27 protein-coding genes and 5 pseudogenes are annotated in these 26,931 nt (G+C 69.8%); 20 read left to right on the top strand and 12 right to left on the bottom strand.

What is annotated here, in order from left to right; translation table 11 throughout:
• The first annotated feature begins 14 nt into the window (after positions 1 to 14).
• Positions 15 to 1,715, top strand: coding sequence for a SulP family inorganic anion transporter (locus EES41_RS35295; RefSeq protein WP_250568585.1), 1,701 nt, complete (start codon positions 15 to 17; stop codon positions 1,713 to 1,715).
• Between the two features lie 100 nt (positions 1,716 to 1,815).
• Here the strand turns inward: EES41_RS35295 and EES41_RS35300 are convergent, their stop codons facing one another.
• Positions 1,816 to 2,223, bottom strand: a complete 408-nt coding sequence (locus tag EES41_RS35300) for an arsenate reductase ArsC (protein WP_123081942.1) — start codon at positions 2,221 to 2,223, stop codon at positions 1,816 to 1,818.
• Positions 2,224 to 2,317: 94 nt separating this feature from the next.
• On the opposite strand from EES41_RS35300, the gene EES41_RS35305 reads away from it, so the two are divergent.
• From EES41_RS35305 to EES41_RS42450, 3 genes and pseudogenes are all read left to right on the top strand, one after another.
• Positions 2,318 to 2,632, top strand: a complete 315-nt coding sequence (locus EES41_RS35305; RefSeq protein ID WP_123081943.1) for a helix-turn-helix transcriptional regulator — start codon at positions 2,318 to 2,320, stop codon at positions 2,630 to 2,632.
• Positions 2,633 to 2,705: 73 nt separating this feature from the next.
• On the top strand, positions 2,706 to 3,455 hold the full coding sequence (locus EES41_RS35310; protein ID WP_254211826.1) for an MIP/aquaporin family protein: 750 nt from the start codon (positions 2,706 to 2,708) through the stop codon (positions 3,453 to 3,455).
• Positions 3,456 to 3,474: 19 nt separating this feature from the next.
• A pseudogene (locus EES41_RS42450) lies at positions 3,475 to 3,600 on the top strand (NAD(P)-binding protein); the annotation flags it as partial.
• A gap of 62 nt (positions 3,601 to 3,662) precedes the next feature.
• On the opposite strand, the gene EES41_RS35320 reads toward EES41_RS42450, so the two are convergent.
• Together EES41_RS35320 and EES41_RS35325 are read right to left on the bottom strand one after the other, a co-directional pair.
• Entirely contained in the window at positions 3,663 to 4,157 is a 495-nt protein-coding gene (locus EES41_RS35320) for a GNAT family N-acetyltransferase (protein ID WP_123081946.1), read from the bottom strand.
• Positions 4,154 to 4,516, bottom strand: a complete 363-nt coding sequence (locus tag EES41_RS35325) for a helix-turn-helix transcriptional regulator (RefSeq protein ID WP_123081947.1) — start codon at positions 4,514 to 4,516, stop codon at positions 4,154 to 4,156. The genes EES41_RS35320 and EES41_RS35325 overlap by 4 nt, the downstream gene beginning before the upstream one ends.
• Before the next feature lie 112 nt (positions 4,517 to 4,628).
• Between EES41_RS35325 and EES41_RS35330 the strand changes: the two genes are divergently transcribed.
• Positions 4,629 to 5,990 carry an NAD(P)-binding domain-containing protein gene (locus EES41_RS35330; RefSeq protein ID WP_123081948.1) on the top strand — a complete coding sequence of 454 codons (1,362 nt, stop codon included), beginning with the start codon at positions 4,629 to 4,631 and terminating at the stop codon, positions 5,988 to 5,990.
• Positions 5,991 to 6,103: 113 nt separating this feature from the next.
• Here EES41_RS35330 and EES41_RS43360 read toward each other — a convergent pair.
• Both EES41_RS43360 and EES41_RS35340 read right to left on the bottom strand, forming a co-directional pair.
• Positions 6,104 to 6,512 (bottom strand): annotated as a pseudogene (locus tag EES41_RS43360) (transposase); the annotation flags it as partial.
• A gap of 592 nt (positions 6,513 to 7,104) precedes the next feature.
• A protein-coding gene (locus tag EES41_RS35340) for an IS5 family transposase (protein WP_254211827.1) occupies positions 7,105 to 7,913 on the bottom strand; the annotation gives its coding sequence in 2 pieces (ribosomal slippage) (positions 7,105 to 7,566 and positions 7,569 to 7,913; 807 coding nt in all).
• 526 nt (positions 7,914 to 8,439) lie between these two features.
• Between EES41_RS35340 and EES41_RS35345 the strand changes: the two are divergent.
• A pseudogene (locus EES41_RS35345) lies at positions 8,440 to 8,538 on the top strand (HNH endonuclease); the annotation flags it as partial.
• A 124-nt stretch (positions 8,539 to 8,662) separates the two neighbouring features.
• Here the strand turns inward: EES41_RS35345 and EES41_RS35350 are convergent.
• Positions 8,663 to 10,612: a hypothetical protein gene (locus tag EES41_RS35350; protein ID WP_123081949.1), complete on the bottom strand. Its 1,950-nt coding sequence runs from the start codon at positions 10,610 to 10,612 to the stop codon at positions 8,663 to 8,665.
• Positions 10,613 to 11,381: 769 nt separating this feature from the next.
• On the opposite strand from EES41_RS35350, the gene EES41_RS35360 reads away from it, so the two are divergent.
• The gene (locus tag EES41_RS35360; RefSeq protein WP_123081950.1) at positions 11,382 to 11,645 is read left to right on the top strand and encodes a hypothetical protein; all 264 of its coding nucleotides are present in this window, start codon (positions 11,382 to 11,384) and stop codon (positions 11,643 to 11,645) included.
• Between the two features lie 283 nt (positions 11,646 to 11,928).
• On the opposite strand, the gene EES41_RS35365 is transcribed toward EES41_RS35360, so the two are convergent.
• Both EES41_RS35365 and EES41_RS35375 read right to left on the bottom strand, forming a co-directional pair.
• Positions 11,929 to 12,324, bottom strand: a complete 396-nt coding sequence (locus EES41_RS35365; RefSeq protein ID WP_123081951.1) for a hypothetical protein — start codon at positions 12,322 to 12,324, stop codon at positions 11,929 to 11,931.
• 452 nt (positions 12,325 to 12,776) lie between these two features.
• Complete coding sequence (locus EES41_RS35375; RefSeq protein ID WP_123081952.1) at positions 12,777 to 13,334, bottom strand: YceI family protein; 558 nt, start codon at positions 13,332 to 13,334, stop codon at positions 12,777 to 12,779.
• Positions 13,335 to 13,484: 150 nt separating this feature from the next.
• Here EES41_RS35375 and EES41_RS43365 point away from each other — a divergent pair, with 150 nt between their 5' ends.
• Together EES41_RS43365 and EES41_RS41740 are read left to right on the top strand one after the other, a co-directional pair.
• Positions 13,485 to 13,628, top strand: coding sequence for a hypothetical protein (locus EES41_RS43365; protein WP_254211693.1), 144 nt, complete (start codon positions 13,485 to 13,487; stop codon positions 13,626 to 13,628).
• Between the two features lie 504 nt (positions 13,629 to 14,132).
• Positions 14,133 to 14,300 carry a hypothetical protein gene (locus EES41_RS41740; RefSeq protein ID WP_164496035.1) on the top strand — a complete coding sequence of 56 codons (168 nt, stop codon included), beginning with the start codon at positions 14,133 to 14,135 and terminating at the stop codon, positions 14,298 to 14,300.
• Between the two features lie 178 nt (positions 14,301 to 14,478).
• On the opposite strand, the gene EES41_RS35385 is transcribed toward EES41_RS41740, so the two are convergent.
• A complete protein-coding gene (locus tag EES41_RS35385; protein WP_123081953.1) occupies positions 14,479 to 14,862 on the bottom strand; it encodes a hypothetical protein in 384 nt (127 codons plus the stop codon).
• Between the two features lie 98 nt (positions 14,863 to 14,960).
• Between EES41_RS35385 and EES41_RS35390 the strand changes: the two genes are divergently transcribed.
• Together EES41_RS35390 and EES41_RS35395 are read left to right on the top strand one after the other, a co-directional pair.
• Positions 14,961 to 15,122, top strand: a complete 162-nt coding sequence (locus EES41_RS35390) for a hypothetical protein (RefSeq protein WP_037789996.1) — start codon at positions 14,961 to 14,963, stop codon at positions 15,120 to 15,122.
• 384 nt (positions 15,123 to 15,506) lie between these two features.
• Entirely contained in the window at positions 15,507 to 15,875 is a 369-nt protein-coding gene (locus EES41_RS35395) for a PRC-barrel domain-containing protein (RefSeq protein WP_123081954.1), read from the top strand.
• Positions 15,876 to 15,941: 66 nt separating this feature from the next.
• On the opposite strand, the gene EES41_RS35400 is transcribed toward EES41_RS35395, so the two are convergent.
• Positions 15,942 to 17,222: a peptide ligase PGM1-related protein gene (locus tag EES41_RS35400; RefSeq protein ID WP_123081955.1), complete on the bottom strand. Its 1,281-nt coding sequence runs from the start codon at positions 17,220 to 17,222 to the stop codon at positions 15,942 to 15,944.
• Between the two features lie 785 nt (positions 17,223 to 18,007).
• Between EES41_RS35400 and EES41_RS41745 the strand changes: the two are divergent.
• Positions 18,008 to 18,270: pseudogene (locus tag EES41_RS41745) on the top strand (SUMF1/EgtB/PvdO family nonheme iron enzyme); the annotation flags it as partial.
• Between the two features lie 88 nt (positions 18,271 to 18,358).
• Positions 18,359 to 18,527, top strand: a pseudogene (locus EES41_RS43370) (aminoglycoside phosphotransferase); the annotation flags it as partial.
• 221 nt (positions 18,528 to 18,748) lie between these two features.
• On the opposite strand, the gene EES41_RS35420 reads toward EES41_RS43370, so the two are convergent.
• Positions 18,749 to 18,922 carry a CsbD family protein gene (locus tag EES41_RS35420; protein ID WP_123081957.1) on the bottom strand — a complete coding sequence of 58 codons (174 nt, stop codon included), beginning with the start codon at positions 18,920 to 18,922 and terminating at the stop codon, positions 18,749 to 18,751.
• A 249-nt stretch (positions 18,923 to 19,171) separates the two neighbouring features.
• Between EES41_RS35420 and EES41_RS35425 the strand changes: the two genes are divergently transcribed.
• A complete protein-coding gene (locus tag EES41_RS35425) occupies positions 19,172 to 19,333 on the top strand; it encodes a hydrophobic protein (RefSeq protein ID WP_069924257.1) in 162 nt (53 codons plus the stop codon).
• A 113-nt stretch (positions 19,334 to 19,446) separates the two neighbouring features.
• Here the strand turns inward: EES41_RS35425 and EES41_RS35430 are convergent, their stop codons facing one another.
• The gene (locus EES41_RS35430) at positions 19,447 to 19,626 is read right to left on the bottom strand and encodes a hypothetical protein (RefSeq protein WP_123081958.1); all 180 of its coding nucleotides are present in this window, start codon (positions 19,624 to 19,626) and stop codon (positions 19,447 to 19,449) included.
• Positions 19,627 to 20,117: 491 nt separating this feature from the next.
• On the opposite strand from EES41_RS35430, the gene EES41_RS35435 reads away from it, so the two are divergent.
• The 6 genes from EES41_RS35435 to EES41_RS35465 all read left to right on the top strand — a co-directional run bounded on the left by EES41_RS35435 (position 20,118) and on the right by EES41_RS35465 (position 26,871).
• Complete coding sequence (locus EES41_RS35435) at positions 20,118 to 20,879, top strand: isocitrate lyase/phosphoenolpyruvate mutase family protein (protein WP_123081959.1); 762 nt, start codon at positions 20,118 to 20,120, stop codon at positions 20,877 to 20,879.
• Positions 20,880 to 21,533: 654 nt separating this feature from the next.
• A complete protein-coding gene (locus tag EES41_RS35440; protein ID WP_123081960.1) occupies positions 21,534 to 22,271 on the top strand; it encodes an alpha/beta fold hydrolase in 738 nt (245 codons plus the stop codon).
• Positions 22,272 to 23,253: 982 nt separating this feature from the next.
• Entirely contained in the window at positions 23,254 to 24,090 is an 837-nt protein-coding gene (locus tag EES41_RS35450; protein WP_123081962.1) for an SAM hydroxide adenosyltransferase, read from the top strand.
• Positions 24,091 to 24,300: 210 nt separating this feature from the next.
• Complete coding sequence (locus EES41_RS35455) at positions 24,301 to 25,176, top strand: ABC transporter substrate-binding protein (RefSeq protein ID WP_123081963.1); 876 nt, start codon at positions 24,301 to 24,303, stop codon at positions 25,174 to 25,176.
• A gap of 10 nt (positions 25,177 to 25,186) precedes the next feature.
• The gene (locus EES41_RS35460; protein WP_174261780.1) at positions 25,187 to 26,131 is read left to right on the top strand and encodes an amino acid ABC transporter permease; all 945 of its coding nucleotides are present in this window, start codon (positions 25,187 to 25,189) and stop codon (positions 26,129 to 26,131) included.
• Complete coding sequence (locus EES41_RS35465) at positions 26,128 to 26,871, top strand: amino acid ABC transporter ATP-binding protein (protein WP_123081964.1); 744 nt, start codon at positions 26,128 to 26,130, stop codon at positions 26,869 to 26,871. Before EES41_RS35460 ends, EES41_RS35465 begins: the two co-directional genes overlap by 4 nt.
• The last annotated feature ends 60 nt before the right edge of the window (positions 26,872 to 26,931 follow it).

Raw genomic sequence — 26,931 nt, forward strand, 5'->3', positions numbered from 1 at the left:
CAGCGAGGAGCGCGATGTCCGCACGTGGAAGGTCGTCCCTGCTGCCTCTCGGCCTCCGGAGGTACCGCCGGTCGTGGCTCGGTCGTGACGCCTTGGCCGGAATCACCGTCGCCGCGTATCTGGTGCCGCAGGTCATGGCCTATGCGGGGGTGGCTGGGCTGCCCCCGGTCGTGGGGCTCTGGGCCGTGCTGCCGGCCATGGTGCTCTACGCCTTGACCGGTTCCTCACGGCTGCTGTCGGTGGGACCCGAGTCGACCACCGCGCTGATGACGGCTGTCGCCGTGGGGCCGCTCGCAGGAGGGGACCCGGGCCGGTACGCGGTGCTCGCGGCGGCCCTCGCCGTCGTCGTCGGCCTCGCGTCGCTGGCGGCCTGGGCCGTGCGCCTCGGGTTCCTCGCCGACCTGCTCTCACGGCCCGTGCTCGTCGGCTACCTCGCGGGTGTTGCCCTGATCATGATCGTCGACCAGCTGCCCCGGCTCACCGGAGTACGGGCCACCGGCTCCGGCTTCTTCTCACAGCTGTACACCTTCGCCCTCAACGTCTCGCACGTCCACTGGCCGACCGCCGTCCTGGCCGCCGCGGTGCTCGTCCTGCTCCTGGTGGCACCGAGCTACTGGCGTCTGGTTCCGCGTCCGCTGCTCGCCCTCGTCGTCGCCACAGCCGCGGTGGCGGCATTCGGGTTGGACGAGCGGTACGGGATCGCCGTGATCGGATCCGTACCCTCCGGGCTGCCGGTGCCCGCGCTGCCGTCCCCCGGTGACCTTCCGCAGCTGGTGATCCCCGCGCTGGGCGTGCTTCTCGTCGGCTACTCGGACGTGATCCTCACCGCCCGGGCCTTCGCCGACCGCGGTGATCCGCTCCCGCTGGACCCCAATCGCGAGCTGCTCGCCCTGGGGACGGCGAACCTGGGGGCGGGCTTCATGCACGGGTTCCCCGTCAGCAGCAGCGCCAGCCGCACCGCGTTGGCCCAGTCCGCGAAAGCGCGGAGCCAGGCCTACTCCCTGGTCGCCGCCCTCGCGGTGCTGATGGTCCTCCTCTTCCTGGGGCCACTCCTGGCCCACACCCCGAGCGCCGTCCTCGGCGCCATCGTCGTCTACGCAGCCGTCCGCCTCGTCGAAGTCGGCGAGTTCCGGCGCCTCGCGGCCTTCCGCCGACGCGAACTGCTTCTGGCGCTCGGATGCCTCCTGGGCGTTCTGGTCCTCGGCATCCTGCACGGCGTCCTCGTCGCCGTGGCCCTGTCCGTGGTCGAGTTGCTGGCCCGTGTGGCCCGCCCGCACGACGCCGTGGAAGGCATGGTGCCCGGGCTCGCCGGCATGCACGACGTGGACGACTACCCGACGGCGCGGACGGTTCCGGGGCTGGTGATCTACCGCTACGACTCGCCGCTGTTCTTCGCCAACGCGGAGAACTTCCGCCGTCGTGCCCTGGCGGCGGTCGACGAGCAGAGCTCTCCGACGCAGTGGTTCGTCCTCAACACCGAGGCGAACGTGGAGGTGGACATCACGGCGCTGGACGCCGTGGAGGCACTGCGCCAGGAACTCGCGGACCGTGGCATCGTCCTCGCACTGGCCAGGGTCAAGCAGGAACTCCGCGAGGACCTGGACGCTTACGGCCTGACCGCCTCGGTGGGAGCCAACCGCGTCTACCCGACCCTGCCCACAGCCCTGGAGGCCTACCGGGCATGGAGCCGCGAGGCAGGGTTCGAGGCGGAATGAGCAGGACCCGCACGCGACTTCGCCCCCGGGCGGCAACCAGGTTCCGATCATCGCGACTCGGGAGTCAGCCGGGGGAGGGAAGGAGCCAGCCGGGAAGGAGTCAGCCGGGGAGGAGTTCGTTGACGAGGCCGCGGACGCGGGTCTCGATCTCATCGCGGATCGGGCGTACGGCGTCGATGCCCTGGCCTGCGGGGTCCTCCAGCTGCCAGTCGAGGTAGCGCTTACCGGGGAAGACGGGGCAGGTGTCACCGCAGCCCATGGTGATGCACACGTCCGACGCCTGGACCGCCTCGACGGTCAGGACCTTCGGGGTCTGGGCGGACATGTCGATGCCGACCTCGAGCATCGCTTCGACCGCGGCCGGGTTGATGCCGCCCGCAGGTGCGGAGCCCGCGGAGCGGACCTCCACGCGGTCGCCTGCGAGGTGGGTGAGCCAGGCTGCGGCCATTTGGGAGCGGCCGGCGTTGTGGACGCAGACGAACAGCACGGACGGCTTGGCGTCAGACATGGGGTCTCTTCTCGGGCGGGCAGGAATGCAACGGCGCGGCGCCGACGTCAGCGGAAGCTGGTGTCAGTGGCTGCTGATGTGAAAGTATCAGCCCATGATGACGTCAGTCGACACTGATCTGATCCGGGTTCTGGCCGACCCGCTCAGGCTCCGGATCGTGAGCCTCCTCGCCAGTGAGACGCTCTGCACCACCCACCTCGTGGAGGAGACCGGTGCCAAGCAGACCAACCTCTCCAACCACATGAAGGTGCTCAGGGAGGCCGGGATCGTGGAGACGGAGCCCTGCGGCCGCTACATCTACTACCGGCTGCGCCCGGAAGTCATCGAAGCCCTCGCCGGTCAGTTCACCGACCTCGCCCAGAGAGCGCGTGCCACTGCCGAAGCGAACCTCAAGCGGTCCTGCCCGTAGCCTTCCGAGCCCTGCCTCACCTGCCCGAGGAGAACCTGCCTTGACCACCGCAGAGCCCACCGTGAGCGAGGTCATGGCCGTCGCCACGGCGTCGCAGCCCGCGCCCGGCGCGACCCCGCCCCGCGCCCCGCTGATCGCCCGCACGGCAGCCGAGCTGGTCGGCACCGCCGCCCTGGTCGCGGTCGTGGTCGGCTCCGGCATCCAGGCCACCGCGCTCACCGACGACGTCGCCCTGCAACTGCTGGCCAACTCCACCGCCACCGTCTTCGGCCTCGGCGTCCTGATCACGCTCCTCGGACCGGTCTCCGGCGCCCACTTCAACCCGGCCGTGACCCTGGCCGAGTGGTGGACCGCCCGCCGCGGCGGGCCCGGCGTCACCGCCCGCGAGCTCGCCGTCTACGTGCCCTCGCAGATCGCCGGCGCCATGGGCGGCGCGATCCTGGCGGACGCGATGTTCGGCCGGCCGCTGGTGAAGTGGTCGCAGCACGACCGCTCCGCCGGCAATCTCCTGCTCGGCGAGGCCGTCGCCACCGCGGGCCTGATCCTGCTGATCTTCGGCCTGGCCCGCATCGACCGCCTCCGCTTCGCACCCGTCGCGGTCGCCTCCTACATCGGCGCCGCGTACTGGTTCACCTCCTCCACCTCCTTCGCCAACCCCGCGGTCACCATCGGCCGCGCGTTCACGGACACCTTCGCGGGCATCGCCCCGGCCTCTGTGCCCGGCTTCATCGCCGCGCAGCTCGTCGGCGCCGTGGTGGGCCTGGCGCTGGTGGCCGTCATCTTCACGCGCGGCAAGACGGACTCCGGGACACCCTCGGCATGACGCGGCGCACGGGCGTGTGGTGATCGACGGTGGCCAAACAGGGCTCGTCGCCGGCTACCACCTGCGCCGCCCGGGCGTCGAGCACGTCATCCTCGACGCCCGGACGGCACCCGGTCTCCGAGGCCGGTCGCGACGGCGCCTTCCTGCGGGCGCAGACGGGTTGCCGCGGCTGGGCCGGCCCGGCCGCCGCCTCTGGAGGCGTTCGGTTCAGCTGATGCGGGGGCTGCGGCGCTCCAGCAGTACGACGTCGCGCCACACCCCGTGGTGGCGGCCGATGCGCTCGCGGGTGCCGATCACGCGGAAACCGGCCCGCGCGTGGACCGCGAGGCTGGCGGCGTTCTCGGGGAAGATCCCGGACTGGATCATCCAGATCCCCGCGGCCTCGGTCGACTCGATCAGGGCTGCCAGGAGCCGGCCGGCGACTCCGCGACCGCGGGCGGCGGGGTGGACGTAGACGGAGTGCTCGACGACGCCCGCGTACGCGCGGCGGTCGGAGACCTTGGCGGCCGCGATCCATCCCAGCGGCTCGCCGTCGGTGTCGAGCGCCGCGAAGCGGTGGGCGGGCAGCTTCGCGGCGTCGAACTCCGCCCAGGTGGGGGCGGTGGTCTCGAAGGTGGCGTTGCCCTCGTCGATCCCGGCCTGGTAGATCGCCAGGACCTCATCCGCGTGCGCCCCGGTCAGAGGCGTGATGGTGACGGTCATGCGGTGGCCGCGCGGATGAGGAGCCGGCCCATGGCGGCAAGCACGGACGGCTCGACCCTGTAGTACACCCAGGTGCCGCGCCGCTCCGAGGACAGCAGGCCGGCCTCGCGGAGCTTCTTCAGGTGGTGGGAGACGGTGGGCTGGGAGACGCCGACGTCGGAGATGTCGCACACGCACGCCTCCCCGCCCTCGTGGGACGCGACCAGGGAGAACAGACGCAGTCGCACCGGGTCGCCGAGGGCCTTGAACATGGCCGCGGTCCGCTCGGCCTCCTCGGCCGTCAGCGGTCGTTCCGACAGTGGCGGGCAGCAAGGCGCCACGGTCTCTGGTTCCAGCAGCGGCAACACCTTCGTGGTCATGCCCCCATCCTCCCGGTAACTTCGATAAATGTCTATATTGACGAACGTCGATGTGAGGTGCACTCTGAAACCCAGGACATCGACAACTGTCGAATCAATGAGGGAGCCCGTCGTGAACGCATCCACCACAGCCCTTCCCGTCGTCGTGATCGGTGCCGGCCCCATCGGCCTGGCGGCCGCCGCCCGCCTCATCGAGCGGGACATCCAGCCCTTGGTGCTGGAGGCCGGACCCACCGCGGCGACGGCGGTGCGTGCCTGGTCGCACGTGCGGCTGTTCTCCCCCTGGTCCGAGGTCGTAGACCCGGCCGCCGAGAAGCTCCTGGCCCCCACCGGCTGGGTCCGGCCCGACGGCTCCGCCTACCCGTCCGGGGCCGACTGGGCCGGCCTCTATCTCCAGCCGCTGGCCGACGTCCTGGGCGAGAAGGTCCGCTACAACACCACCGTCACCGGCGTCTCCCGCACCGGCCGCGACCGCATCGTCGACGCCGACCGCGACACCCAGCCCTTCGTCATCCACTCCACCGGCCCGGACGGCACGGAGGAGCGGATCTACGCCCGCGCCGTGATCGACGCCTCCGGCACGTGGTCCACCCCCAGCCCGGCCGGCGGCAGCGGCCTGCCCGCACTCGGCGAGAAGGCCGCGGCCGACCGGATCTCCTACCGGATCCCGGACCTCAAGAACCCGGCCGTCCGCGCCCGGTACGCCGGGAGGCGCACCGCCGTCATCGGTTCCGGCGCCTCCGCCTTCACCGCGCTCGCCTACCTGGCCGACCTCGCCAAGTCCGACGACGGCGCCGGCACGCACGCGACGTGGATCCTGCGCCGGGGGATCTCCGGCTCGACCTTCGGCGGCGGCGAGGCCGACCAGCTGCCTGCCCGCGGCGCCCTCGGCCTTGCGGCGAAGGCCGCCGTCGACGACGGCTACGCCGACGCGATCACCGGCTTCCGCACCGACGCCGTCGAACGCGACGGAGACGGCCGCCTGGTCCTGATCGGTGAGGACGGCCGCCGCCTCGATGCGGTCGACGAGGTCGTCGTCCTCACCGGCCTGCGCCCCGACCTCACCTTCCTCGATGAGCTCCGCCTCGGCCTCGACGAGCGCCTCCAGGCCCCCACCGCGCTCGCGCCGCTGATCGACCCCAACCAGCACTCGTGCGGCACCGTCTACCCGCACGGCGCGGGCGAGCTGTCCCACCCCGAGAAGGGCCTCTACCTCGTCGGGATGAAGTCGTACGGCCGGGCCCCGACCTTCCTCGCCATGACCGGCTACGAGCAGGTCCGCTCCATCGCCGCCCACCTCGCCGGCGACCACGAGGCCGCCGAACGCGTCGAACTCACGCTCCCGGAGACCGGTGTCTGCGGCGGCGCGGGCCTCTTCGACCAGCCTGCCGCCGAGGAGTCCGGCGCGGGAGGCTGCTGCGCTGCCCCGGCCACGCTGACCATCGGGGCTACTCCCACACCCGGAGGCTGCTGACCGCGGTCGCGCATCGCGGGGCCACATGGGCTGGGCCTGGACCAGGGGTCCGGATCCGGCACGCACCAACTCGGCCACGACAGCCGTCCGACGTGACCGTCCTTCTTGTATCGCAGGCTCTCTGGGCGTTTGGCGGTCTTGCCTACTTCGTAGCGGGTGGCGGGCTGCTTGTTCTTCGAGCCGAGTGGCCGGCCTGATCCAGGCCGCGACGGTTTCGGCGCACGGGCCGGACGGGGCAAGTGAACCCGGAGGTTCCCAAGCCCCCGCCGAACGGGAGCGGGGGGTGAGTCGGCTGGGCTCTGCCGGTCGCTCCCAGGGCCGGCGAAGGTCCTGGGCAAGGGGACGGGCCAGACGGAGTTGGGTGTTCGCGGTGATGACCAGCCACGTCCAGCGGTGCACGGCCTCGGCCTCAGGAGTCCGGATCTTCGGCCGGGTCCAGCCGGGAGTTCGCTTCATCATCCGGAACGTACGCTCCAGATCGAACCCGCGCAGGAACGCCTGCCGGCACAGGTCCACGTCGGCGCCGACCATTCCGGTGCCGCGGTCTCGAACAGTTCGCGCCGGTTCTTCGGCGCCTCCTTCAGGCTGCTGCCGACGACCTGCTCAACGTGTCACGGCAGGTCATGAAGCACACATGGTGCGGCGCGTCGTCCTCTGACTCGCAGCAACGCATGCCATATACATCGACTCTGGCTGAATGTGCCTCTGGCTCATGCCGGATGGAGACGGAAGCATCCACGCTGTCGGTTGAACGTCCACGAGACAGGAGTGACCCGTGTTTGCTCGTACGTCACGCATCGCCGTTGCAGCAGCTGCCACCGTCCTCGCCCTGGGTACGGCCGCCGCCACCGCGAACGCAGCGCCCGCCCCGAAGAACTGCGTGCTCAACATCGATTCAGGCAGCATGCAGTGCTATGACACGTTCCAGGAGGCCGTCACCGCTTCCACCAACGGACGGATCACAGACGCGCCGCTGTCGGCGAAGCACATCGACGAGAAGCTGGCCAACCGTCTCAAGGGCTCTTCGGGCACCACCCAGGCGGACGCCGTGCAACTCGGCGTCATCTACACGGACTCGAACTACGGCGGCTCCGCCCTGGTCTTAGAAGTCATCTCATTTGGTCAGTCTGCGGTAGCAGATGAGGGTGCAGGCGATGCTGGTGAAGGCAAGGAAATGCTCGGCCTTGCGTTCGTAGCGACGGTGGAGGCGGCGGCAGCCGGCAAGCCAGGACACGGTCCTTTCAACGACCCATCTGTGGCGACCGAGCCGCTGTGAGGACTCGACGCCTCGGCGGGCGATGCGGTGCTTGATGCCGCGTTCGCGTAACCATCTCCGCAGGTGGGCGTAGTCGTAGCCCTTGTCCGCGTGGAGCTTGCCGGGCCGGCGCCGTCGGCGTCCACGGCGGGATCGGATGGGCGGTATGCCGCGAACGAGGGGCTCAAGGGCCTGGCTGTCATGCAGATTCGCGCCCGAGATGCCGACGGACAGGGGCAGACCGGTCCGTTCGGTGATCAAATGGATCTTCGACCCGAACTTGCCCCGGTCGACAGGATTCGGGCCTGTCAGGTCCCCTTTTTCAAGGCCCGCATGTTCACCGAATCGATCGCGCAGCGGGACCAGTCCAGCTCGCCGCGGGCACCGAGTTCATCGAGGACCAGACGGTGGAGTTTCGCCCACACCCGGGCCTTGCTCCACTCCGAGAAACGACGGTGAGCTGTCGCCCCGGACGGGCCGAACGAAGCCGTGGGTAGCTGCTGCCAGGTACAACCCGACGTGGTCACGAACACGATCGCGGCAAGCACCTCCCGGTCACCGTGCCGGCGCCGCCCACCGCCCTGAGGCCGCGACGGCGCCTCCGGAACCACCCGCTGGAACAGCTCCCACAACTCATCCGGCACCAGCCGTTCAACGATCCCCACCATGTCCGAAAGCCTACCCGCCGAGGCCAAATGAGATGACTTCTTAACCGGCGGCAGCGGCTGCCAGAGCGGCAATGGCCGGGACGCCCAGATCAACCTCGAAGGGACCTGGAACAACTCCGTCAGCTCGCTGACCACGCTGTCTTGCTGGCTGGAGCTGTGGGATGCACCCAACGCCTCCGGTGTCCACCAGGAGTACCAGCAGTCGACCTCGTACATCGGGGACGCGATGAACGACCGGGCGAGTTCGATCGCCCTGCTGTAGGACACCCGGCACGCAGCGGCCCCGCCCCGCGATCCGCGAGGGCGGGGCACCGCTGCGTGCCGGTGCGCGCGGGTGCGATCCGGCTGGTCCGCGCGGGCAACGCGCCCGCTCTGGACCCGGAGCCCGCCATGTTCGACGCCATGCTGCGGGGATGGCAGGACCAGCGGCGGAGCAGGCTGCCGGGGAGGAAGACGATCGTGGACCGGTTGAGCCTGGTGCGCCGGTTCGCCCAGTTCACGGCACGCATCCGTGGGACTGCACGCCCGGTCCAAGGCCGACAAGGACCCGGCGCAGTGGCTTCCGCCGGTCGGCGGCTACCGCTGCGAGTACGCCGCCCAGTGGACCGCGACGAAGCTGCGCTGGGCCTCGCGGTCGACGATGCCGAGCGCCCGGGCCGGGGCCGGTCTCCAACTCCGACCCGTTCCCGCCCGCCGGGGCGAGCCCCGCAGGCGGGAACGGGCAGGCTGTGCCTGGGCCTGAAGCCCGGCTATGTGGTGCTCGGCGCGGAGGCGGCGGTGAGCGAGTCCGTGCGGTACATGACGTAGAGCCGCCCGTCTTGTGCGGCGCAGGAGACTTCGTCCATGGGGCGGATGCGCTTGCCGCCGGGGAAGTTGCCGCCGTGCCACATGTTCTGGGACGGGAGCCAGTGCATCTGGTAGAGCTCGCCTCGTTGGTGGAGGAAGACCTCCAACCCGCCGCTGTGGGAAAGCAGGGTCGGGCCTTGGGTGTAGTTGGGGTGGCCGATGCCGTCGAGGAGGTTCCAGGTCACGTTGCTCCCGGAGGTGGTGGCGTTGCTGGCGTGGAACCCGTTGTCCGTGCCGCGGGCGACGCGCCACAGCTTTCCGCTGTTGCTGGCCATGCTGACCGGGCTGTCCAGCTTCCAGCCCAGGTTGTCACGCCGGGGTTGGGTCCAGGTGTTGCCTTCGTAGCAGTTGGTGTGGGGATCACCAGCCCCGCCGATGTGGGTGAGCCACAGCCGGTTGTCGTGGACGGTCAGCGCCGGGGCGATGCGGGACCCGAACCCGAAGATCTGGGCACGGCGGGACCAGGAGCTGCCGTCGAAGGTGAAGTAGCCAACCGTGTCGTCGGTGCCGGTGTGGACGCACCAGAGTTTGTTCTGGAAGACGGCGAGGGCGGGTGCGATGTCGGAGTATTCCTGGTTGATCTGGCGCGGGGCGCTCCAGACGCCGTCGGCGTGGCTGGTCCACATCAGCGCCTTGTCGCTGGGGCGGTTGAACAGGACGTGGAGCCGGCTGCCGTAGAAGGCAATGGCGGGGGGTGTGATCGACTGCCAGGGCAGTTGGAGGGGAGCGGCCCAGCGGTCACCCTGTTCCCGGACGAGGTACTGGAGGGTGCCGGCGGGGAAGGGGACCTTCTCGGGGCTGGCGTACTTGAGCTTCAAGACGTGGTGGCCGTCGCCGTTGAAGTGCAGGTCCACGCTGCCTCGCTCGGACAGCAGCGCGAGGTCGTAGCGGTCGAGGTAGATCGCGCGTGCGCAGGACAGGTCGTCGTCGTTGCGTAAATGGCTCATCAGGATGACGCCCAGGGTGTTGATGTCGGCCAGGATGCCGGCGATGCCGCCACCGGGCAGGTTGCTGCCGATCTGGAACCAGGGACTGTCGAAGATGTCCTGGGACAGCTGCCGCAGGCGGGCGTGGAGGGCGTCGTACCACTCGCTGGAGCTCTGGTCGGCTTCGAAGCAGAAGATCTGCAGGATCAGATGGCCTGCGACCTGCCCGTCGAAGACGACACGGTTGGAGCCGAAGGTGCGGGTGTGACCTGTTTGGACGCCGCCGAACTCCTCCGACCGGTAGGCGGGGCCGGCTGCCTTGTCGCTGCCGGAGGACGCGCACCAGTAGGTTTCGTCCTTGCCGCCGCCCTGGTCACCTTGGGCCCGCAGTACGTGGAAGCTCTCCATTTCCAGACGCACCCGGACAGGATCGAACGCGCGCACCCCCGCCGCCGAGGCCTCGGCCGCCTGAGCGCCTTCGACGCCGGGAGCGACGGGATCGCCGTCCGGCGAGACCGCGAGCGTGTCGGGGGAGATGACAACGGCTCCGGGCATGGCCGAGGTACCGGTCCGCCAGGTACGCAGAGCCTCGACGAACTCAGGCCCGTCCACCCCCTCTCCCAGGGCGAAACCTTCCCGGCTGACCACCGCGGTGTTCGGCTGGGCCATCGTCTCGCGCGCCATCGCCTGCCAGTCCTGCTGGTACTGCGCCCAGTCGTAGGTCTGCCCGAGGGGCCGGCCGGTGACGGACACCGGGAACGGCAGGCCGGTGCCGTACGTCACCAGGAACAGGTACAGCTTCCCCAGACCGATGAGGTCCGCTTGCGGCATCGCGGTGAGCATGGCCTGGACCAGGCTGTTCTCAAGCTCTCCGAGCTGATGCCCCTGCTCCGTGCGGGCAGCGGCGCGCAGCGCCACGGCGAGCATCAGGTTCGCTCGCTCCCGTCGCGACCTTGGGGCCGCACCAACGGGGACGGGTGCCCACCGGTCAGGATCTGCCGCAACCTCTCCAATCGCGGATCGTCCAGGACGCCTTCCGGGTTTTCGGCCGCCGTGCTCTCGTCCACTGCCACAGCTTCTCCTTCGCTCGCGTGGGCGGATATCGCTGTCCGCACCACTGCGGCGACGGTATGTTCCGGCCCGACACCTTCCGGGGGAATGCGCGTGCACAGCTGAAAACCGTCTGAGAATGGCCAGGCACACCCGTGACAACCACGCGCCGGTGACGGAAGGCAGAGCTTCGGGCGGTACGGATGCGGGGATCACCCGGCGCGAACCGGAGGCGCTGCGGAGCGAATGCCGCAGGTTTCGAATGACGCTCCCCGCCAGCGGAGCGGACCCGTGGTCGGCGGCCAGTCGCGAGGCGTACGCGAACGACCAGGCGTCCCCGGACCCCCTGATCGCGGTCCCGGCGGTCTCGGCGCGGCCTCCAACCGGTCCAAGGCCGACAAGGATCCGGCGGAGTGGCTGCCCTCGGACGGTTCCTAGCACCGCACCTACGCGGCGACCTGGGCGGGCACGAAGCTGCGCTGGGAACACCGCCACCGGCCAGACCTCCTCCCTGGCTGACCACGACCTGGCGTGGGCGTGGACCTACGGGGACGTCGTCCACGACGACCCCAAAAGGCGTCGTGAGGCCGACCCGTTCGGCCTGGCCGAACGCTTCCGTGCCGCCGTTCCGCTCATCACGTGGGCCATGGTCGCCGCGATCGAGCTCCTCAACCACATCCGAGCCCTGCACCACGACGCAATGCTCGGCCTGAGCTCGGAAATATTCGACCAAGAGGTCGTGCTGAGTTCCACGACATGGGAGCAAGTGGGGCAGGCGTTCACCGCGACGCCGGGCACCCCCGCACCCGAGCACGCACTCTCACCCTTCCCGCACGGCTGGACCAGCCTCCAAGATGCGGCCGCCGCACCAGTGCTGGACCAGTGTTGTTCGACTGGTGATGACCAGTAACCAGCCCGGCGGACTGATGTACAGATGGCTCTGTCCCCAGGGTTCACCGCTGCTCCTGGGAACACATCCCGACGGCCTCACCCGCGGATGACCTCCAGATAGTCGAAGACGTTGACCTCGACTGGAAGAAGACCTCGGGGACCGACTGCCCAGCCACCTCGGCGACGCCACTTTCACCACCCCGCCCTCCGCTCGGGGCGGGGGAGTGGCGGGCGGTCTCTCCGGCGGCCGCCAGGCTTCGGGCGGTGGTCATGGCCCGTATCCCCGGCCCGGCCCCACTGTCCTACGGGGCTGTCGGGCGGCCGGTGGCGATTATGCGGCGCAGGGATGCACAGACGCGCTGGTAGCCGGGGTTGGGTCCGAGCCAGCCGGCCCAGTTGAGTTCGAAGTACAGGTGGCTCTGCATTTCCCGGAGCGCCGTGTCCTTCGCCGCGGCCACGCGCTGTCGGCCCTCTTGGCTGTCGGTGGCGGTGGTGAGGGCCTCACGGAGGTCTCTTTCCCAGCGGTGCACCCAGTCCGCTTCCCCCATCCAGTTGTGGCTGCCCAGGTGGTCGCCCACGATCAGCTGCTGTGATTGCTCATGCGTCAGCTCTCCCGCGAGGACCCAGGAAACAGCGACTTCGGCCGCTTCCTGCGTCAGCTTCTCGTCTGCAGGGCCAAGAGCACTGATCTCATCCATGATCATGATCCTACGGAGACCGGGTCGCGGGCTCGGAGCGGGCGAAGGCGGACCGGGAGCGGTCTGTGCGGCTGCTGAAGACGATCGGCGAAGCCGGCGTCGACGTCGTTCGGATCCTCACCGACGCCCACCAAGCTGGTGTCGGTTTGGACCGGCCCGTCGCCGCCGTCACCGCAGCCGCCGCCAAGACCCCCGCACCCGCCCCGGCGGCAGCTGGGGAGGGGAGAAGGCCCTCGAAGGCCAGGTCACCGCCGCGTCCGAGGGCAACCGCGGCGGGCGACCGAAGGTCATCGACGACGACATGCTCACCTTCGCCATCGCGCTGCAGAACAAGGGTGACCCCGTCCCGGAGATCTTTGACCGGAGCGCGGACGCTCCGTGACGTCGGCGGACCGATGTCACGGAGCGCCTTCCTCGGACCGGCCGTTCCGGACGGCTTCCGGATACCGGCTTTAGCCCTGCTTGATCGCGGAGATGTCGAATTCCAGGACGACCTTGTCGCCGACCAGGACTCCGCCGCCTTCCAGGGCGGCGTTCCAGGTCACGCCGTACTCCTTGCGGGAGATGGTCACCGATCCTTCCAGGCCGACCCGCAGGTTGCCGTAGGGGTCGACGGCATTGCCGGTGTACTCGAAGTCGATGGTGACCGGCCGGGTGGTGTCCTTGATGGTCAGGTCGCCGGTGACGCGGTACTCGGTGTCGGAGTGCGGCTCGACCGAGGTGGTGCGGAAGGTGATGTCGGGGAAGTTGGGAGCGTCCAGGAAGTCGTTGGCGCGCAGATGTTGGTCGCGCTGTTCGACACCGGTGTCGATGCTCTCAGCCTTCATCACCACTTGGGCGGTGGATCGGGCCGGATCGGCTCCGTCCAGATGGGCGGTGCCCTCGAACTGGTGGAACGCGCCGCGGACCTTGGTGACCATGGCGTGGCGGGCGATGAATCCGATCCTGGTGTGGGCGGGGTCGAGGACGTAGTCCCCGGTGAGCTCGGTAATGGCGGGCGACGTGGTCAAGGTGCCTCCGTAGGTCCTGGGTCCCGGCGGTGGTCCGCCCGGATCGGTTCCGGAGCCACGCTAGGACGTGACCGGCTCCGGCCCGGCCAGACGCACGGGGCGGCCGCGGAGTACACCTGATCGCAGACATAGGCTGGGGCGCTGGGACGCATGGACAGGTATGAGGAGTTGCTGCATGGTCGGCTCCACGGAACGCACCAAGACGGCCTGAACCCCGACGGCGCGCTCGACGGCCTGCTGCTCGACATCACCGGCTGGACAGCGGACGAGGTCCAGACCGGTGTCGCGCGATGACCGAGATCTGGCAGTTCGGCCTCGGCGGCCGGCCCCCGTACCCGAGGGTTGTGCCGACGGTCGCCTGCCGGCGGGCGACCGCCGACACCTGACCCGTCGTACTGGCAGGCCGCGGGCGGATCGGGTGGGATGGGGCAAGGCGAGGAGCCCACCTGGCGCGCCGGTGGCCTCCTCCCCGGGGGTGCTGTCGGCTGGGCATCGGCCGCCGTCACACGTTGCCGTCACCTGCTGCGGCCGACAGCACTCGCTTGCCCGTCCGCTGGCGTCCTGCCCCCGGCAGCCTGACTGTCGACGACTCGGCCGCCGCCGTCATGGGCAAGGAGCCCGTCTGTGTCGGCTGGGAGCTGCCGGGCCGCCCGGCATGACGGGCACGGTGGATCTGTCCGAGGGCTGTGCCGGGCCAAGGACACCCTTTTGGCGGGTCCTGGGTGCGCGCCTACTGCTCGTTGGCCTGGTCAGGGATTGATCGGTTTGTATCGGTTTGTATCGGTGAAGACTCTCCGCATGCCCGAGGACCCGGACGAGCTTGTCGATGCGATTGCTGTCGCTGTGCGGGCGGGAGATGACCGCCGTATCGGCCTTCTCCTCGACCGGTTCAAGGAGGTGGCGGGCCCTTCCCACCTGATACGGCTGCGTAACCGGCTGTGCGGTGTGAGCGTGCTGCGGGGGTGAGGGGCGCCGGTGGTCAGGCCGGCACTGGGTGGACCGTGACCAGGATCCGGTGAGGGCGGCGGATGAGCACGGACGCGACGGGGCGGGACGGCGAGCCGCTCGGCGCGAAGGGAGCCGGCCCGGGATACGTATACGGCGGCGTGCGGCTGCTCGCCACGCACCCGCGGCTCGGCATCTCTCAGCGGTCGACGCCCGCGACATCGAGCAGCTGGTGCGTGAGTTCGGCGGGGAGTGCGGGGTTGTTGCGGGCTGCCGCTCGCGGCATCCCGTGCTCGCCGAGCAGTTCGACGAGCCTTGGGCGGGGCAGGCGCGGGTCGGCCGCTGCATGGTGGCGCACCAGGCGGTTCGTGTCGTGGGAGAGCCGTTCAACGAGTTCCGGTTCGGCCTGCGGGTCGAAGAGGGCCGCATAGCGCAGCCGGTAGTTCGGTTCGTCCGCGAATCGGGCCAGACCGCGGCGCGCGAAGCTGCGGCGGTACGCCAGCGTGCCCCAGCTCAGTCCGTTCCAGTCGGGCGAACATCTCCACCAGCAGCTCGTGCGGGGCATGTCGTTCTCGCAGAGCATCAGCCTCTTCTGCCCAGCCGCCAGGATAAGAAGCAAGTGAGAATCGAATGCATGCCTTGAATGCGGTAGGGCACACGGTGCTTCGGAGGTTGATAAATATGGTTCCCCTGCTTCTCGTTCTTCTGCTGGTCCTTCTCCTCTTCGGCGCGGGTTTCGCGGTGAAGATTCTTTGGTGGGTGGCTATCGCAGTCCTGATCCTGTGGCTGATCGGTTTCGTCGCCCGACCCAAGGGCGGTAGCGGCCGCTGGTATCGCTGGTAGCCGTACGGCAAAGCGCAGTTCTGACACTGCATGGCGGTGGCCGGTCACCCCTCCTTAGGGGTGACCGGCCACCGCCATTTCGTTGTCGGCGGGCCCCCACCAAACACGGAACGGATAAAGGCGCGGATAGAGGCGCATCCCGGGGGCATCCGGAGGGTAGCCGGGGTGGTCGCCGTGACGCAGCAGGGGACCTGCTCACCTCCAATGATCGACGGCCGCCCCGGTCCCGCATTTCGATCCGGGTGCGTGAAGTCGTAAAGGCGGGGCAGGTGAAGTCCAGGCGGAACGCAGCACTACCGCCGAGCACGACGTACGGAATAGGGAGGATCGGTGGAGAATTCATTCTTCCGCCGTCCCCCGTTGACCGGAGGAGTTGTTTTTCGCGTGACTGAGCATGTGTGGAGTTACCAGCCGACCGCGGGCCACCTGGCCGGTACGGACCTGACCGGCTACAAGGTCGAGGCGACCGACGGCAGCATCGGCAAGGTCGACAAGCACTCCGACGAGGTCGGTGACGCCTACCTGGTCGTGGACACCGGAGTATGGATCTTCGGCAAGGAGGTCCTGCTGCCGGCCAGCACCGTCGTCAGGATCGACCCGGAGGACAAGAAGGTCTTCGTCGACCGCACCAAGGAACAGATCAAGAACGCCCCCGAGTTCCACCGGGACAAGCACCTCGGCGACGCCGGGTATCGGGAAGAGCTGGGCACCTACTACGGCACCGGCGCCCCCTTCGGCGGTCGACCCGCCTGATCGCGTTCCCGTAGGACGACGCCGGTCCCGGCACCCAGGAGGGTGTCGGGACCGGCGTCGTGGGGGTCACCCGCCCTCGAACTCGAAGACCTCGGCCAACGCGTATTCCTGCTCCTCCACGTCGCCGGCGCTCCCCGCAATCACCGCGTACCGCCAGGAACGGCCGTCGGGCGGCGCGTCCGCGTAGAGAACCACGCCCTCGCCGCGATCCGGGTCGAACGCGAGGCGGGATGCGTGCAGCCGGGCGAGGGCTCCGTCGAAGTCCATGGGGCTCCGCGTCCAGCCCTTCGCCACCGACCAGGCGGGGTGGGGTTCGGCCGATCCTGCGGTCAGCCGGGAAACCATGGTGTGCGGTGTGGTGGTGGCAGTACGGCGGATGTTGCTCTCACTCGCGTACGCGACCCCGTCCGCGTCGACCAGCCCGTCGAGCCCGAAGGGCCCGGCGTAGCCGTGGCCGGCCAGATGCCGGCCCAGAGCCGCCCCCCACTCTTCCAGCTCATCGGCCACGTGCGCGCTGGACGGCGGCAGCGGAGAGGCGTATCCAGTGAAGGCGCCCTGAACCGTGCGCATCGCACCGCTGAAGAGCGCGCGCGTTCCGGAGGCGGCCACTTCCAGCTGGATACTGACCGACTCGGCCACGTCGAGGCGTTCCTCCACCACCCACAGGCCGTCAGGCCCACCGACCGTGTCGAGCGGCATGCTCGCCCCGCCCCTCAGGTCGTCGCGGGACACGAAGCGCATTCCGTGCCCTCCCGCCGAACGGTCAGGCTTCACCACGACGCACTCGTGGTCCCGCAGGAGCTCGCGCGCCACGCCTTCGGCCTCTGTGCGTCGGCACATCCGCCCCGCAGGCAGCCGCATGCCCAACTGCTCGGCCGTCTCGCGGAACCCGGTCTTCGTGTTGAGCAGCATGGTCATCTGCAGCGCGGCCTCGGCAGCCTCGACCGTGGGGTACGGATGGACGGCGACACCGACGTCCCGGGCGAACGCGATCGCCGACGCGTCCAGCGCCGTCGGCAACAGCGCCGCACCCCGGTCACCGGCGAGAGCCCGGACGTGCTCGACGAGGCCGGCCTCGCGCACCGCCCGAGCCAGCGGAACAGAGCCGGCGGGTGGCACCTCGATGACAGCCACCGATTCCGCGGGCACCCCGGTCAGGTCGTACACGTACCGCAAGAACTCCCGGCTCAGCGGCACGGGAGTGACGAACATGTCCCCGGGGCGGAGCAGCCACGCCTTCCGCGGCGCCTGCTGGGCCCACTGCGTCAGGATCTGCCCTTCGTTGAGATCCACCGCCAAGTCCGAGAGGAAGTTCGCGAACACGACGATCGGGCCCGTCTCAGTCACCGCTCTGCTCCTCCGGTCGCCGTACGGCCGTCTACGGTCAGCGTGGGATCACCCGCTCAGCCCCCGCCGGGCGCGGCCGGACGTAGAGCGGGAGCCGCGTTCCCCGGCGCGTCCGGGCAGGACTCCCCGGTGCTCCCGCCCCGCTCCCGCCAGAGGCCCCACGAGACGTCGCCACCTGAACGTGGAAGCACGTCAGAGAAACGGTTCCCACGCCTCGGGGCCGACCCCCGCCGCTCCACGAAGTCGGGGCCACTGAGACCGATGTCCTCGGCGTCCTGCATCCCGCCAGCGGCGAGGAGGGCTCGGCCCTGCTGGTTGGGCGGATGGATGATCAGCTTGGCGGCCATGGGCCCAGCCTCAGCCGCACCCAGCGCATTGGCACCCCTTCGCGTCCGAAGGGGTGAACTCCACCGGGCAGCTGTCGCCCCGGGCACCGCCCACGGCCAGTTCACGCCATACCGTCCGCCCTCAGGCTGGAGCGCGCCCACGAACCACACGCATCCCCCCCCGCAGACGGTCGAGCTGAACCGAGGGACCGCTCGGAGGCGAGGGCTGCTCGGGCGGGCGTCTTTGTCCGGGACGGCACGGACGGTAGCCCCGACGACGGGGCCAGCTCCGTACGGTCTTCCCCACGCCGAAGCCGTGAGAAAGACGCTGACCTGTCGCTTCGGGCGCGAGGCGTGAATGCGGAGCGTGTCGGTCACCGGGACGCTATGACTGGTCGTTCCTCCTCGCCGGGATTCTGCCGCCCGGGTTTACCCACACCAGCGCGGTTGCCGAGGCCTCCCTGGTGGCGGCAGGTACACGGGGCATGCTGACGACACCCGAGGCGAGGGCCCCGAGTCCGATGTGAGCGAGCGCGCCAAGCACCCGGTTGTCCACGTCTCGTGGAACGACGCCGCCTCCTACGCCACCTGGGCGGGGGAAGCGGCTGCCGCCCGAGGCGGAGTGGGAGTACGCCGCCCGGGGCGGCCTCGAACGGTGCGTGTTCCCGTGGGGCGACGAACTGGAGCCCGGGAACGAGCACCGGATGAACGTGTGGCAGGGCAGCTTGAGCCGGCCCCGGGGCGCCGGGGAGAGGAACCGGCTCGGCCGCCCGAGCCGCTGCAGGTGGAGAACGCCGTGCTCCTTCCCGCGGGGCGGTATCACGGTTCTTCGATGCGTACGGGAACGCGGACGAGGCGATGATCCGGCGCGCACGAGGGTTGGCTGCCGCGAGGAGCCTCTTCCTCATCCTCGTGGGGCAAGCCGGGATGGGGACCAGCAGGCCGGGCAGCGCTTGACCGCGTTCTGGCATCCGCTTAGGAGGGGGAGGGAGAGGGGCAGGTGCGGGGCGACGGCGGTGCCACACGTGTTGCCCACGATATGTCGACTAGACCGGCGCTGAGCTGCACAAAGTAGTCTCCGCTCGCCTCGCACCACACGGTCACCCCCGGAGAAGGCCTTCGCCGCTGGACATGGCTGAGCCCCGACCCAGGGGGACGAGGTCGGGGCTCAGCAGGGAGGACGTGAACGCGTCCGAACGCCTAGTGGCGGAAGGTGTCCTTGATGTCTTCCTTGGCGTGGCGGGCGTTGCCCTTGGCCTGGTCGGCGCGGCCCTCGGCGGTCATCCGCTCGTTGCCGGCCATGCGGCCCATGGCCTCCTTGGCCTTGCCCTTGGCCTGCTCGACGTGCGCCTTGCTCTTCTCCGTGCCCGACATCGGGACCTCCTCGTGTTGTACCGGATTGGTCGTGACCGCTCGCCTGCTCTCTATCTCTGCTCGTAAACCTGCAACTGCCTGCCGGACCTGGCGGGCGGTCTTGTGCGCGCACCGGGGCGGCCGCGCGAGGTGCCGATCAGCGCATGGAGGGCGGATACGGCTGCCCGTCGGCGTGCATAAGAAACCCGTAAAAGTCATGCACATGGTTGGGGCGTGCTCGGGCATGCGGTGCTTCGGAGGTTGATAACTATGGTTCCCCTGCTTCTTGTTCTTCTGCTCGCTCTGATCCTGTTCGGTGCCGGTTTCGCGGTGAAGATCCTCTGGTGGGTCGCCATTGCGGTGCTGGTGCTGTGGCTGATCGGGTTCGTCGCCCGTCCGAAGGGCAGCAGCGGCCGCTGGTACCGCTGGTAGCGGCACGAGGCATCACGCATAGGAAGCGTCGCTGGTCCGCCCCACCTTGTGGTGGGGCGGACCAGCGACGCTTCGCTGTATCACGTCGCGAGACAGCGCGCAGGCGGGACGTGTCAGATGCGGCGGTCGTCGAGGAGGAAGCACAGGTGGTCGTGGGGCTCGGGTGCAGCCCGGAAGTTCATCACCAGAGGCAGGACGGCGTCGGGGTCGGGTTCCGCCGCGGTGCTCGTCGGTGTGCGTGAAGTCAGTGAATAGCGGCGCCGTTCGGTGGCGGAGACCGTGCTCGCCGCCACGCGCACGTTTCCGTCGGCGCCCTCCAGGTCGCGGTCGCACTCTTGCTCGCCGCCTAGTGCTCGGCCCAAGACGAACCGACGCGACCGTCGCAGTGCTGCTCAATCCCATCGACGGCACCTGCGCACCGGAATTGCCCACACCGCGAACCGTGCCCATGTCCAGGCCGAGGCCTGCGGCGGGGGAGTGGCCCAGCGGCATGGAGCCGGGGTAGCCCGGTCGTGCCAGCCCCGCGCGACGTGGCTGGCCGACGTGATCGGACTTACCGGCGCCGGGAGCAGGAGCAGGAGCAGGAGCGGGCGCGGTGTCCGCAGAGCCGGACGTGCCCGCGCACCGACAGTCATCGATGCGATGGCCGGGAAGCGGGTCGCTGCCCCACACCGCAGGCAGTCGAGCGCCCCGGCCGGGCAGGGAACCGGGCTGCACCTTTCCGTCTCTGGGAGGCGCCCCGCCTGCACGTTGTTCGTGGCGATCCGGGGGTAGCGTCCTTGACATGGACTTTCGCACCACAGTTGAGCGCGCTCAACGCCTCAAGCAGCTGCACGCCGAGTACAAGCCGCTCGTGCTGCCGACCGTCTGGGACGTCTGGTCCGCGCGGACGGCAGCCGACGCCGGTTTCCCCGCGCTGACGATCGGCAGTCACCCGCTCGCCGAGTCCCGGGGGGCCGACGACAACGAGGGCCAGACCTTCGAGGAGGTGCTCGCCGCCGTCCGGCCGATCATCGCGGCGGTCGACGTCCCCGTGTCCGTGGACCTGGAGGCCGGGTACGGACAGCAGCCCGCGGATCTCATCGCCGGACTCATCGAGGCCGGCGGCGTCGGCCTCAACATCGAGGACACCGTTCACTCGGACGGCGGACGCGTGCGCGGCACGCAGGAGCACGCGGACTACATCGCGGGCCTGCGCGCGGCCGCCGACGACGCGGGTCTCCCGCTCTGGATCAACGGGCGCACCGACCTCTTCCTGCACGCGGAGGACGCCGTCGGCGTCCTCGACGAGGCGATCGAGCGACTGCGGGCCCTGGAGCGGGCCGGCGCCGACAGCCTCTACCCGGTGGGCATTCAGGACAACGACGATCTGCTCACGGCGGTGATCGGCGCCGTCGCCATTCCCGTGAACTCCACGGCTCATCCCGTCAAGCACGATCTTGAACGCTTCCGCCGCCTCGGCGTCGGCAGGATCACCTACGGCCCGCTGCTGCAGTTCGCGATGACGGATGCGATGAAGGACATGCTCGTGCCATGGGCGCCCTGACGGGTTGATCGGGCGACGGGGCTGGGCGCCTTCGGGGGAGGGCGCCCCATGCTCCGGTGGCAGCGAACACGAACTCGCCCGAACTGACTCCGGCGTCAATCGAGCTGCCGCGCCTGCCCTGTTGGCAGTGCGCAGGCGGGTCAGGAGGGCGTGGCCGAGGGCCTCCTCCTGGGCGGAGGCATCCGCGCACGGCTCGTCGTCGATCCGGCCGGGCGGCGCGGTCACCGGGAGGACGATCAGCTCGGGGCGTCCACGAGCAGGACCTGCATCCGGGTTTCGCCGCGACGAACGCGGCGGGGCACAGGGCCCGCTCAGCGTGGCTGTCCGCTTGGTGGCATCGCGTACGTGGTCGACGCAGCCCTCCACGCTGTCGCCGAGCCCGGAGGGCCCGTGCGCTACGGGGACATCGGACGCGCACTGGTGGACAACTCCTCCGCGCACGACGGACTTACGGTGACACGACCACCTGCGCCGGAGTGCCCTGCACACCGATCCGGGCGATCGCCGCAACGACCGCCGTAGCCGAGGAATTCCCAGGAGAGTTCCCCGCGTCCGACCCCGCGCGGCCCGAGGCCGCCATCACGATGGCCGTCCGCACCCCGCACCCCGCGCGTGGCCCCGCATACCGCCTGAGACCGAGGAGACAGCACAGACATGACCACGTCCGCTCCCACTTCCACTTCCACTCCCACGGTGCTTCTCGTCCACGGCGCGTTCGCCGACGCGGCCAGCTGGTCCGGGGTCATCGCGGAACTGCAGAGTCACGGCATCCCCGTGATCGCCCCGCCCAACCCGCTCCGTGGCCTGGCGACCGACGCGGCGTACGTCGCCTCCGTGGCCGTCCAGATCGACGGTCCGGTCGTGCTGGTCGGCCACTCGTACGGCGGTGCGCTGATCACCGTGGCCGGTGTGACGGAGAACGTCGTCGGGCTCGTCTACGTGGCCGCCTACGTCCTGGAGGAGGGGGAGAGCCTCGGCGAGCTGCAGGGCCGCTTCCCCGCGTCACCGCTGGTGAGCAACCTCAAGCAGTGGACGTACCCCGTCGCGGGTGGTGACCCCGCGGTCGAGGTCACCATCGCGGAGGATGCCTTCCCGTCGGTCTTCGCCGCCGACGTGCCCGCGGAGGTCACGAGGGTCCTCGCCGCGGCGCAGCGACCGCTGGCCGCCGCGGCTTTCGAGGAGACGGCTGCGGCCGCCGCGTGGAAGACCAAGCCGTCCTGGGCACTGGTGGCCGGCGCGGACAACGCGATCAACCCGGAGGTGGAGCGCTTCGCCGCGAAGCGGGCGGGGGCGACCGTCGTCGAGGCCGAGGGCGCGTCGCACGCGGTCGCCGTCTCGCGGCCGAAGGAGGTTGCCGACCTGATCCGCGAAGCGGTACGCGCGACGAGCTGACCGGCAGTACGGCCGGCCGCGCGGCCGGACTCCCCGCACCACGTCCGCGCGGCCCCGCCAAAGGCCCCGAATCCCCGAAAGTCCCGGACCGGTGCGTCGGGGCGCGTTCACGGAAGAGAAAGCCGATCCGCCTCCGGTCGCCCGGCGAGCCTTGTGACGGCGATGCTTGCCGGATTCGCCCTGGGACTCGGTGCGGCAGCCTCACCCGCGGGTGCCGATGATGCCGCCTTCACGCAGCACGTGCTGGTCATGAAGCGGACCCGGGCCATGAGGTCGGCCGGTTCGGCGTCCCGCTCGATCCGGACCGGGTGGTCCGCCTCCTTGACGGTGATGACCGGGCCGCCGGACTCGCCGTGAGCGCTGGCCGCCACGCTCCACGGGGTGGGTGAGCAGGCGCTCGTGGTGGGCGGTGTCCAGGACCGCCGTACCGCCCAGCACCAGGCGGGCCACCGTCCTGGGCGAGCCGCCGGGACGATGCCAGGCTCCGTCTCTGTCCGCCCTTGACGGGCGTGCCTCACGAGGTAGCGGAACCCATGCCGGGCAAGGCGACTTCCTGCACGGTGATGTCCGCGGCTTGAGTCATGACGCCCCCCGTACAGCCAGCGGGCCGGGACGACGACGCCGGTGACGGCGGCCGGGCAGGCTGGTCGGTTGCCCACTCTGTGGACAGACCTCCGCGGCGCGCGCCCGCGGTGCTAACGTCGCCCCCATGCAGCACACCGCCACGCTCGCCATGATGCGAATGATGCCCCGACCCTCGGAGGCCCTTCGCTAGCGAAGTCGTGCGCGCACAGGATGCGACGGACCCTCCGATATCGGAGGGTCCTTTTTTGTTGCGCCGGCACCGCCCACCACCGGCCCCAGCCGCCCCGGCCCCGAGCCGTCGCCGGGCCCAGCCGCTGCCGGACCTGAGTCACCACCGCATCCGGCAGTCCCGAGTTCCGATCGTCAGCAGACCCCGACAGAAGGCCAAGATCCCGCCATGACCCCCCTCCCGGTTGTTTCCCTCACCGACTGCGCGGACCCCAACGCGCTCGCCCGGCAGTCCGCACGGATCGCCACTCTCTTCGGCGCCACACCCACCGTCGTGCCGCTGTCCGGGCCGGACCCGGAGGGTGCCGCTGCCCTCACCCTTCTCGACCTGCTTCGCTCCACGGACCTGATCGGCGGCCCGGCCCAGCCCTTGCTGGTACTGGTCAACATCGCTCCGCGGGACGGGCACTGGCCCAACGGTGTGCCGTTCTGCTACTTCCGCCACGGGGAGCACCTGGTCGTCAGCACGGTCAACCCCCGGGTCCTCGCCCCGCTGGCGAGCTACCTGGGCCTGGCGGAGGTTCAGGTCACCGATGTCCGCGAGGTGCTGGAGGCCGCTGCCGCCGGATGGGCCGACCTGACGCCGGCCCAGGTCGAGGAAGTGGTGCGGACCCAGTTCCGCAGCCTCTGGTACGTGCCCCTGCTGGCCCGCTGGCTGACGGACGGCCGCCCGGTCCCCGCGCAGCCGATGGCGGTACACCCTCCCGTCGAGCGACACGTACGGGTTGCTGTTGTGGACAACTTCGGCAACTGCAAACTGGATCGGCCCGCCGTCGACCTGCCCGGATATGACAGCGCGCGGAGTCTGGCCGTCCACAACCGACGTGAGGGCCGCCGCGTCCGGGTCCGCTGTTACGACAGGCTCCCGGACGTCCCGCTGGGCGAGCCCGGAATCACGGTCGGAAGTTCCGGGATCGGCTTCGCCGAACTGGTGGTCCGTGGTGGCTCCGCAGCCGAACTGTTCGGCCTGCGCCAGGGTGACCAGGTACTCCATCTCACCAGCTGACATGTTATCAACGCGTTACCCCACGGCGGCCGTCGGGATTGACACCGGTCTCCACGACGCGGAATGCTGAACGCATGTTCGGGATTCTCCTGCTGGTACGCCGCCGACACGTGGACAACGTGCGCTGCGCCGCCGATCTGTGTTGCTGAACGCACAGCGTCGGCCTGTTTTCGTACCCCTTTCCCGGATTCTCTTTCGAAGGACCCTTTGATGTCCCGCACCCGCACCCGCATAGCCATCGCGGTCTCCGCCGCCGCCGTGCTGACCGCAGCCGCCGCCTGCGCACCCCAGCCGGAAAACACCGCCGAGAGCGCCGCCTCCGGCAGCCCCGACTGCGCCGCCAACAGCCCCGCCCTGCATCGGCGAGGAGAGCTGACGGTCGCGACCGATTCCCCGGCCTATGCGCCGTGGTTCGAAGACAACAATCCGTCCAACGGAAAGGGCTTCGAGAGCGCGGTTGCCTATGCGGTGGCCGGCAAGCTGGGCTTCGGCCGGGATCAGGTGAAGTGGGTCGTCGAACCATTCGCCCATTCCTACGCGCCCGGCGCGAAGAACTTCGACTTCGATGTCAACCAGATATCCATCACCCCGCAGCGCGCGCAGGCCGTCGATTTCTCCACCAGCTATTACAAGGCCAACCAGGCCATCCTGACTCTGGACAACTCGGCATTCGCGAAAGCAACGTCCCTGGAGGCCTTCAAGGGCGCCAGGATCGGCGTACAGGTCGCCACCACCAGCTACCAGGCCGTGCTCGACCAGCTCAAGCCCGCACAGCGGCCGAGCGTCTTCAACACCACCAACGACGAGGTCAACGCCCTGAAGAACGGTCAGATCGACGCGATCGTCACCGACCTGCCGACCGTGTTCTACCTGGCCGGCTCCGAGATCAACCAGGCGAAGATCGTCGGGCAGTTCGGCTACGCGGGTGGCACACCTGAGGAGTTCGGCCTGCTCCTGCCGAACGGCAGCGGCTACACCTCCTGCGTCAACAAGGCCCTGGACGCCCTCAAGGCCGACGGCACACTGGCCGAGCTCACCTCGAAGTGGCTGTCCGCGTCGGCGAACGTCCCCGAGCTGAAGCAGTAGAGGGCCGGCCGTGGACCTAGGGAAGACGACGGCGGACACCGCGAAGGCGACGGTGGACACCGCAAAGGCGGCCACGCCGCCCCCACCGACGCACACCTCGTCGGACGACATCCACCGTCCCAGCGACCACGAGCAGGCGCGCAGGCGGTTCCGCCGCTCCCGCAAACGGCGCCACACCTGGATCTCCTCCCTGTGCACCCTGCTCGGCCTGGTGGTGCTCGGCGCGGCCGCGGTCGCCTCGCCGGGCTGGGAGCGCGTGGACAGCCTGTTCCTGGACGGCGCCGAGTTCCGGGCCGCGCTCCCCGAACTCCTGCGGGCCTTCTGGCTCAACATCCAGATGTTCCTGATCGCCGAAGTGCTGATCCTCGTACTGGGGTTGCTGATCGCCCTGGTGCGCGTGACCCGCGCGCCCGGCCTGCAGCCGCTGCGGCTGGCCGCGACCGTCTACGTGGACGTCTTCCGCGGCGTGCCGACCCTGCTCCTGGTCTTCCTGGTCGGATTCGGGCTGCCGGCCCTGCGGTTGCAAGGCACTCCGTCCCAGCCCTGGGTTCTCGGAGTCATCGCCCTGGTCCTTTCGTACGCCGCCTACGTCGGTGAGGTGCTGCGCGCGGGCCTGAACTCCGTACACCCGGCGCAGCGCAACGCCGCACGGGCGCTGGGGCTCGGCGAACGGCAGACCTTGCGCTACGTGGTGCTGCCACAAGCCGTACGCAACGTCCTGCCCCCTCTGCTCAACGACTTCATCGCACTTCAGAAGGACACGGCGCTCGTGGCCGTTCTCGGCCCGCTGGAGGCGCTGCGGGCCGCGCAGATCAAGGCGGACTACGACTTCAACTACACCCCCTACCTGGGAGCCGCTCTCTTGTTCATCGCCGTGACCATCCCGTTGACCCGCTTCGCCGACCGGCTCCAGCGGCGGGCGGCGCAGCGCACCTGGGCGGAGCCGGGCCGATGAACCAGCCCCTGCTGCGCATGCGCGGCGTCCGCAAACAGTACGGCTCGCGCGTGGTCCTGCGCTCGATCGACCTCGACGTCTCCGAGCACCAGGTCGTGTGCCTCATCGGCGGCTCCGGCTCAGGCAAGTCCACCCTGCTGCGCTGCGTGGACCTGCTGGAGGTCGTCGACGACGGCACCATCCACCTGGGCGACAGCGAACTGACCGACCCCCGCCTGGACCCCGACACCGCCCGCAGGCGGATCGGCATCGTCTTCCAGGCCTACAACCTGTTCCCGCACCTGAGCGTCCTGGACAACATCACGCTCGCGCCGCGCCGGGCCCACGGTGTTCCACGCAAACGGGCCGAGGAGGAGGCCCGGGAACTGCTGTCCCGGTTCGGGCTCGCCGACAAGGCGAAGGAACACCCCGACCGGCTGTCCGGCGGACAACAGCAGCGGGCTGCGATCGCCCGCGCACTGGCCACCCGACCGGAACTGCTGCTCTTCGACGAGATCACCTCTGCCCTCGACCCCGAACTGGTGGGCGAGGTCCTGGACGTCGTCGAGGACCTCAAGCAGCGCGGCCTGACCATTCTGATGGCCACCCACGAGATGGGCTTCGCCCGGCAGGTCGCGGACCAGGTGTGTTTCCTGGAGAACGGCGTGATCGTGGAACAGGGAAGCGCGCAGGACGTGCTCACCGCGCCACGGGAACAGGCCACCCAGCGCTTCCTCGCGCGGGTACTGGAGCGCTCCTAGCCACGAGGTCCTCCCTGGCGAGGGCCTGAACCGCCATCCGTCCACTTCGGCCAGGTCGGG

Source organism: Streptomyces sp. ADI95-16 (assembly GCF_003721495.1).
Lineage (GTDB): Bacteria > Actinomycetota > Actinomycetes > Streptomycetales > Streptomycetaceae > Streptomyces > Streptomyces goshikiensis.

Coding starts and splice junctions, on each gene's coding strand:
- EES41_RS35295 (WP_250568585.1), top strand. CDS start 15: ATGTCCGCACGTGGAAGGTCGTCCCTGCTGCCTCTCGGCCTCCGGAGG.
- EES41_RS35455 (WP_123081963.1), top strand. CDS start 24,301: ATGTCCCGCACCCGCACCCGCATAGCCATCGCGGTCTCCGCCGCCGCC.
- EES41_RS35350 (WP_123081949.1), bottom strand. CDS start 10,612: ATGCTCGCCGTGGCGCTGCGCGCCGCTGCCCGCACGGAGCAGGGGCAT.
- EES41_RS43365 (WP_254211693.1), top strand. CDS start 13,485: ATGGACAGGTATGAGGAGTTGCTGCATGGTCGGCTCCACGGAACGCAC.
- EES41_RS35385 (WP_123081953.1), bottom strand. CDS start 14,862: ATGCTCTGCGAGAACGACATGCCCCGCACGAGCTGCTGGTGGAGATGT.
- EES41_RS35300 (WP_123081942.1), bottom strand. CDS start 2,223: ATGTCTGACGCCAAGCCGTCCGTGCTGTTCGTCTGCGTCCACAACGCC.
- EES41_RS35450 (WP_123081962.1), top strand. CDS start 23,254: ATGACCCCCCTCCCGGTTGTTTCCCTCACCGACTGCGCGGACCCCAAC.
- EES41_RS35465 (WP_123081964.1), top strand. CDS start 26,128: ATGAACCAGCCCCTGCTGCGCATGCGCGGCGTCCGCAAACAGTACGGC.
- EES41_RS35420 (WP_123081957.1), bottom strand. CDS start 18,922: ATGTCGGGCACGGAGAAGAGCAAGGCGCACGTCGAGCAGGCCAAGGGC.
- EES41_RS35440 (WP_123081960.1), top strand. CDS start 21,534: ATGACCACGTCCGCTCCCACTTCCACTTCCACTCCCACGGTGCTTCTC.
- EES41_RS41740 (WP_164496035.1), top strand. CDS start 14,133: ATGCCCGAGGACCCGGACGAGCTTGTCGATGCGATTGCTGTCGCTGTG.
- EES41_RS35435 (WP_123081959.1), top strand. CDS start 20,118: ATGGACTTTCGCACCACAGTTGAGCGCGCTCAACGCCTCAAGCAGCTG.
- EES41_RS35305 (WP_123081943.1), top strand. CDS start 2,318: ATGATGACGTCAGTCGACACTGATCTGATCCGGGTTCTGGCCGACCCG.
- EES41_RS35310 (WP_254211826.1), top strand. CDS start 2,706: ATGGCCGTCGCCACGGCGTCGCAGCCCGCGCCCGGCGCGACCCCGCCC.
- EES41_RS35320 (WP_123081946.1), bottom strand. CDS start 4,157: ATGACCGTCACCATCACGCCTCTGACCGGGGCGCACGCGGATGAGGTC.
- EES41_RS35390 (WP_037789996.1), top strand. CDS start 14,961: ATGGTTCCCCTGCTTCTCGTTCTTCTGCTGGTCCTTCTCCTCTTCGGC.
- EES41_RS35425 (WP_069924257.1), top strand. CDS start 19,172: ATGGTTCCCCTGCTTCTTGTTCTTCTGCTCGCTCTGATCCTGTTCGGT.
- EES41_RS35365 (WP_123081951.1), bottom strand. CDS start 12,324: ATGGATGAGATCAGTGCTCTTGGCCCTGCAGACGAGAAGCTGACGCAG.
- EES41_RS35325 (WP_123081947.1), bottom strand. CDS start 4,516: ATGACCACGAAGGTGTTGCCGCTGCTGGAACCAGAGACCGTGGCGCCT.
- EES41_RS35360 (WP_123081950.1), top strand. CDS start 11,382: ATGGTCGCCGCGATCGAGCTCCTCAACCACATCCGAGCCCTGCACCAC.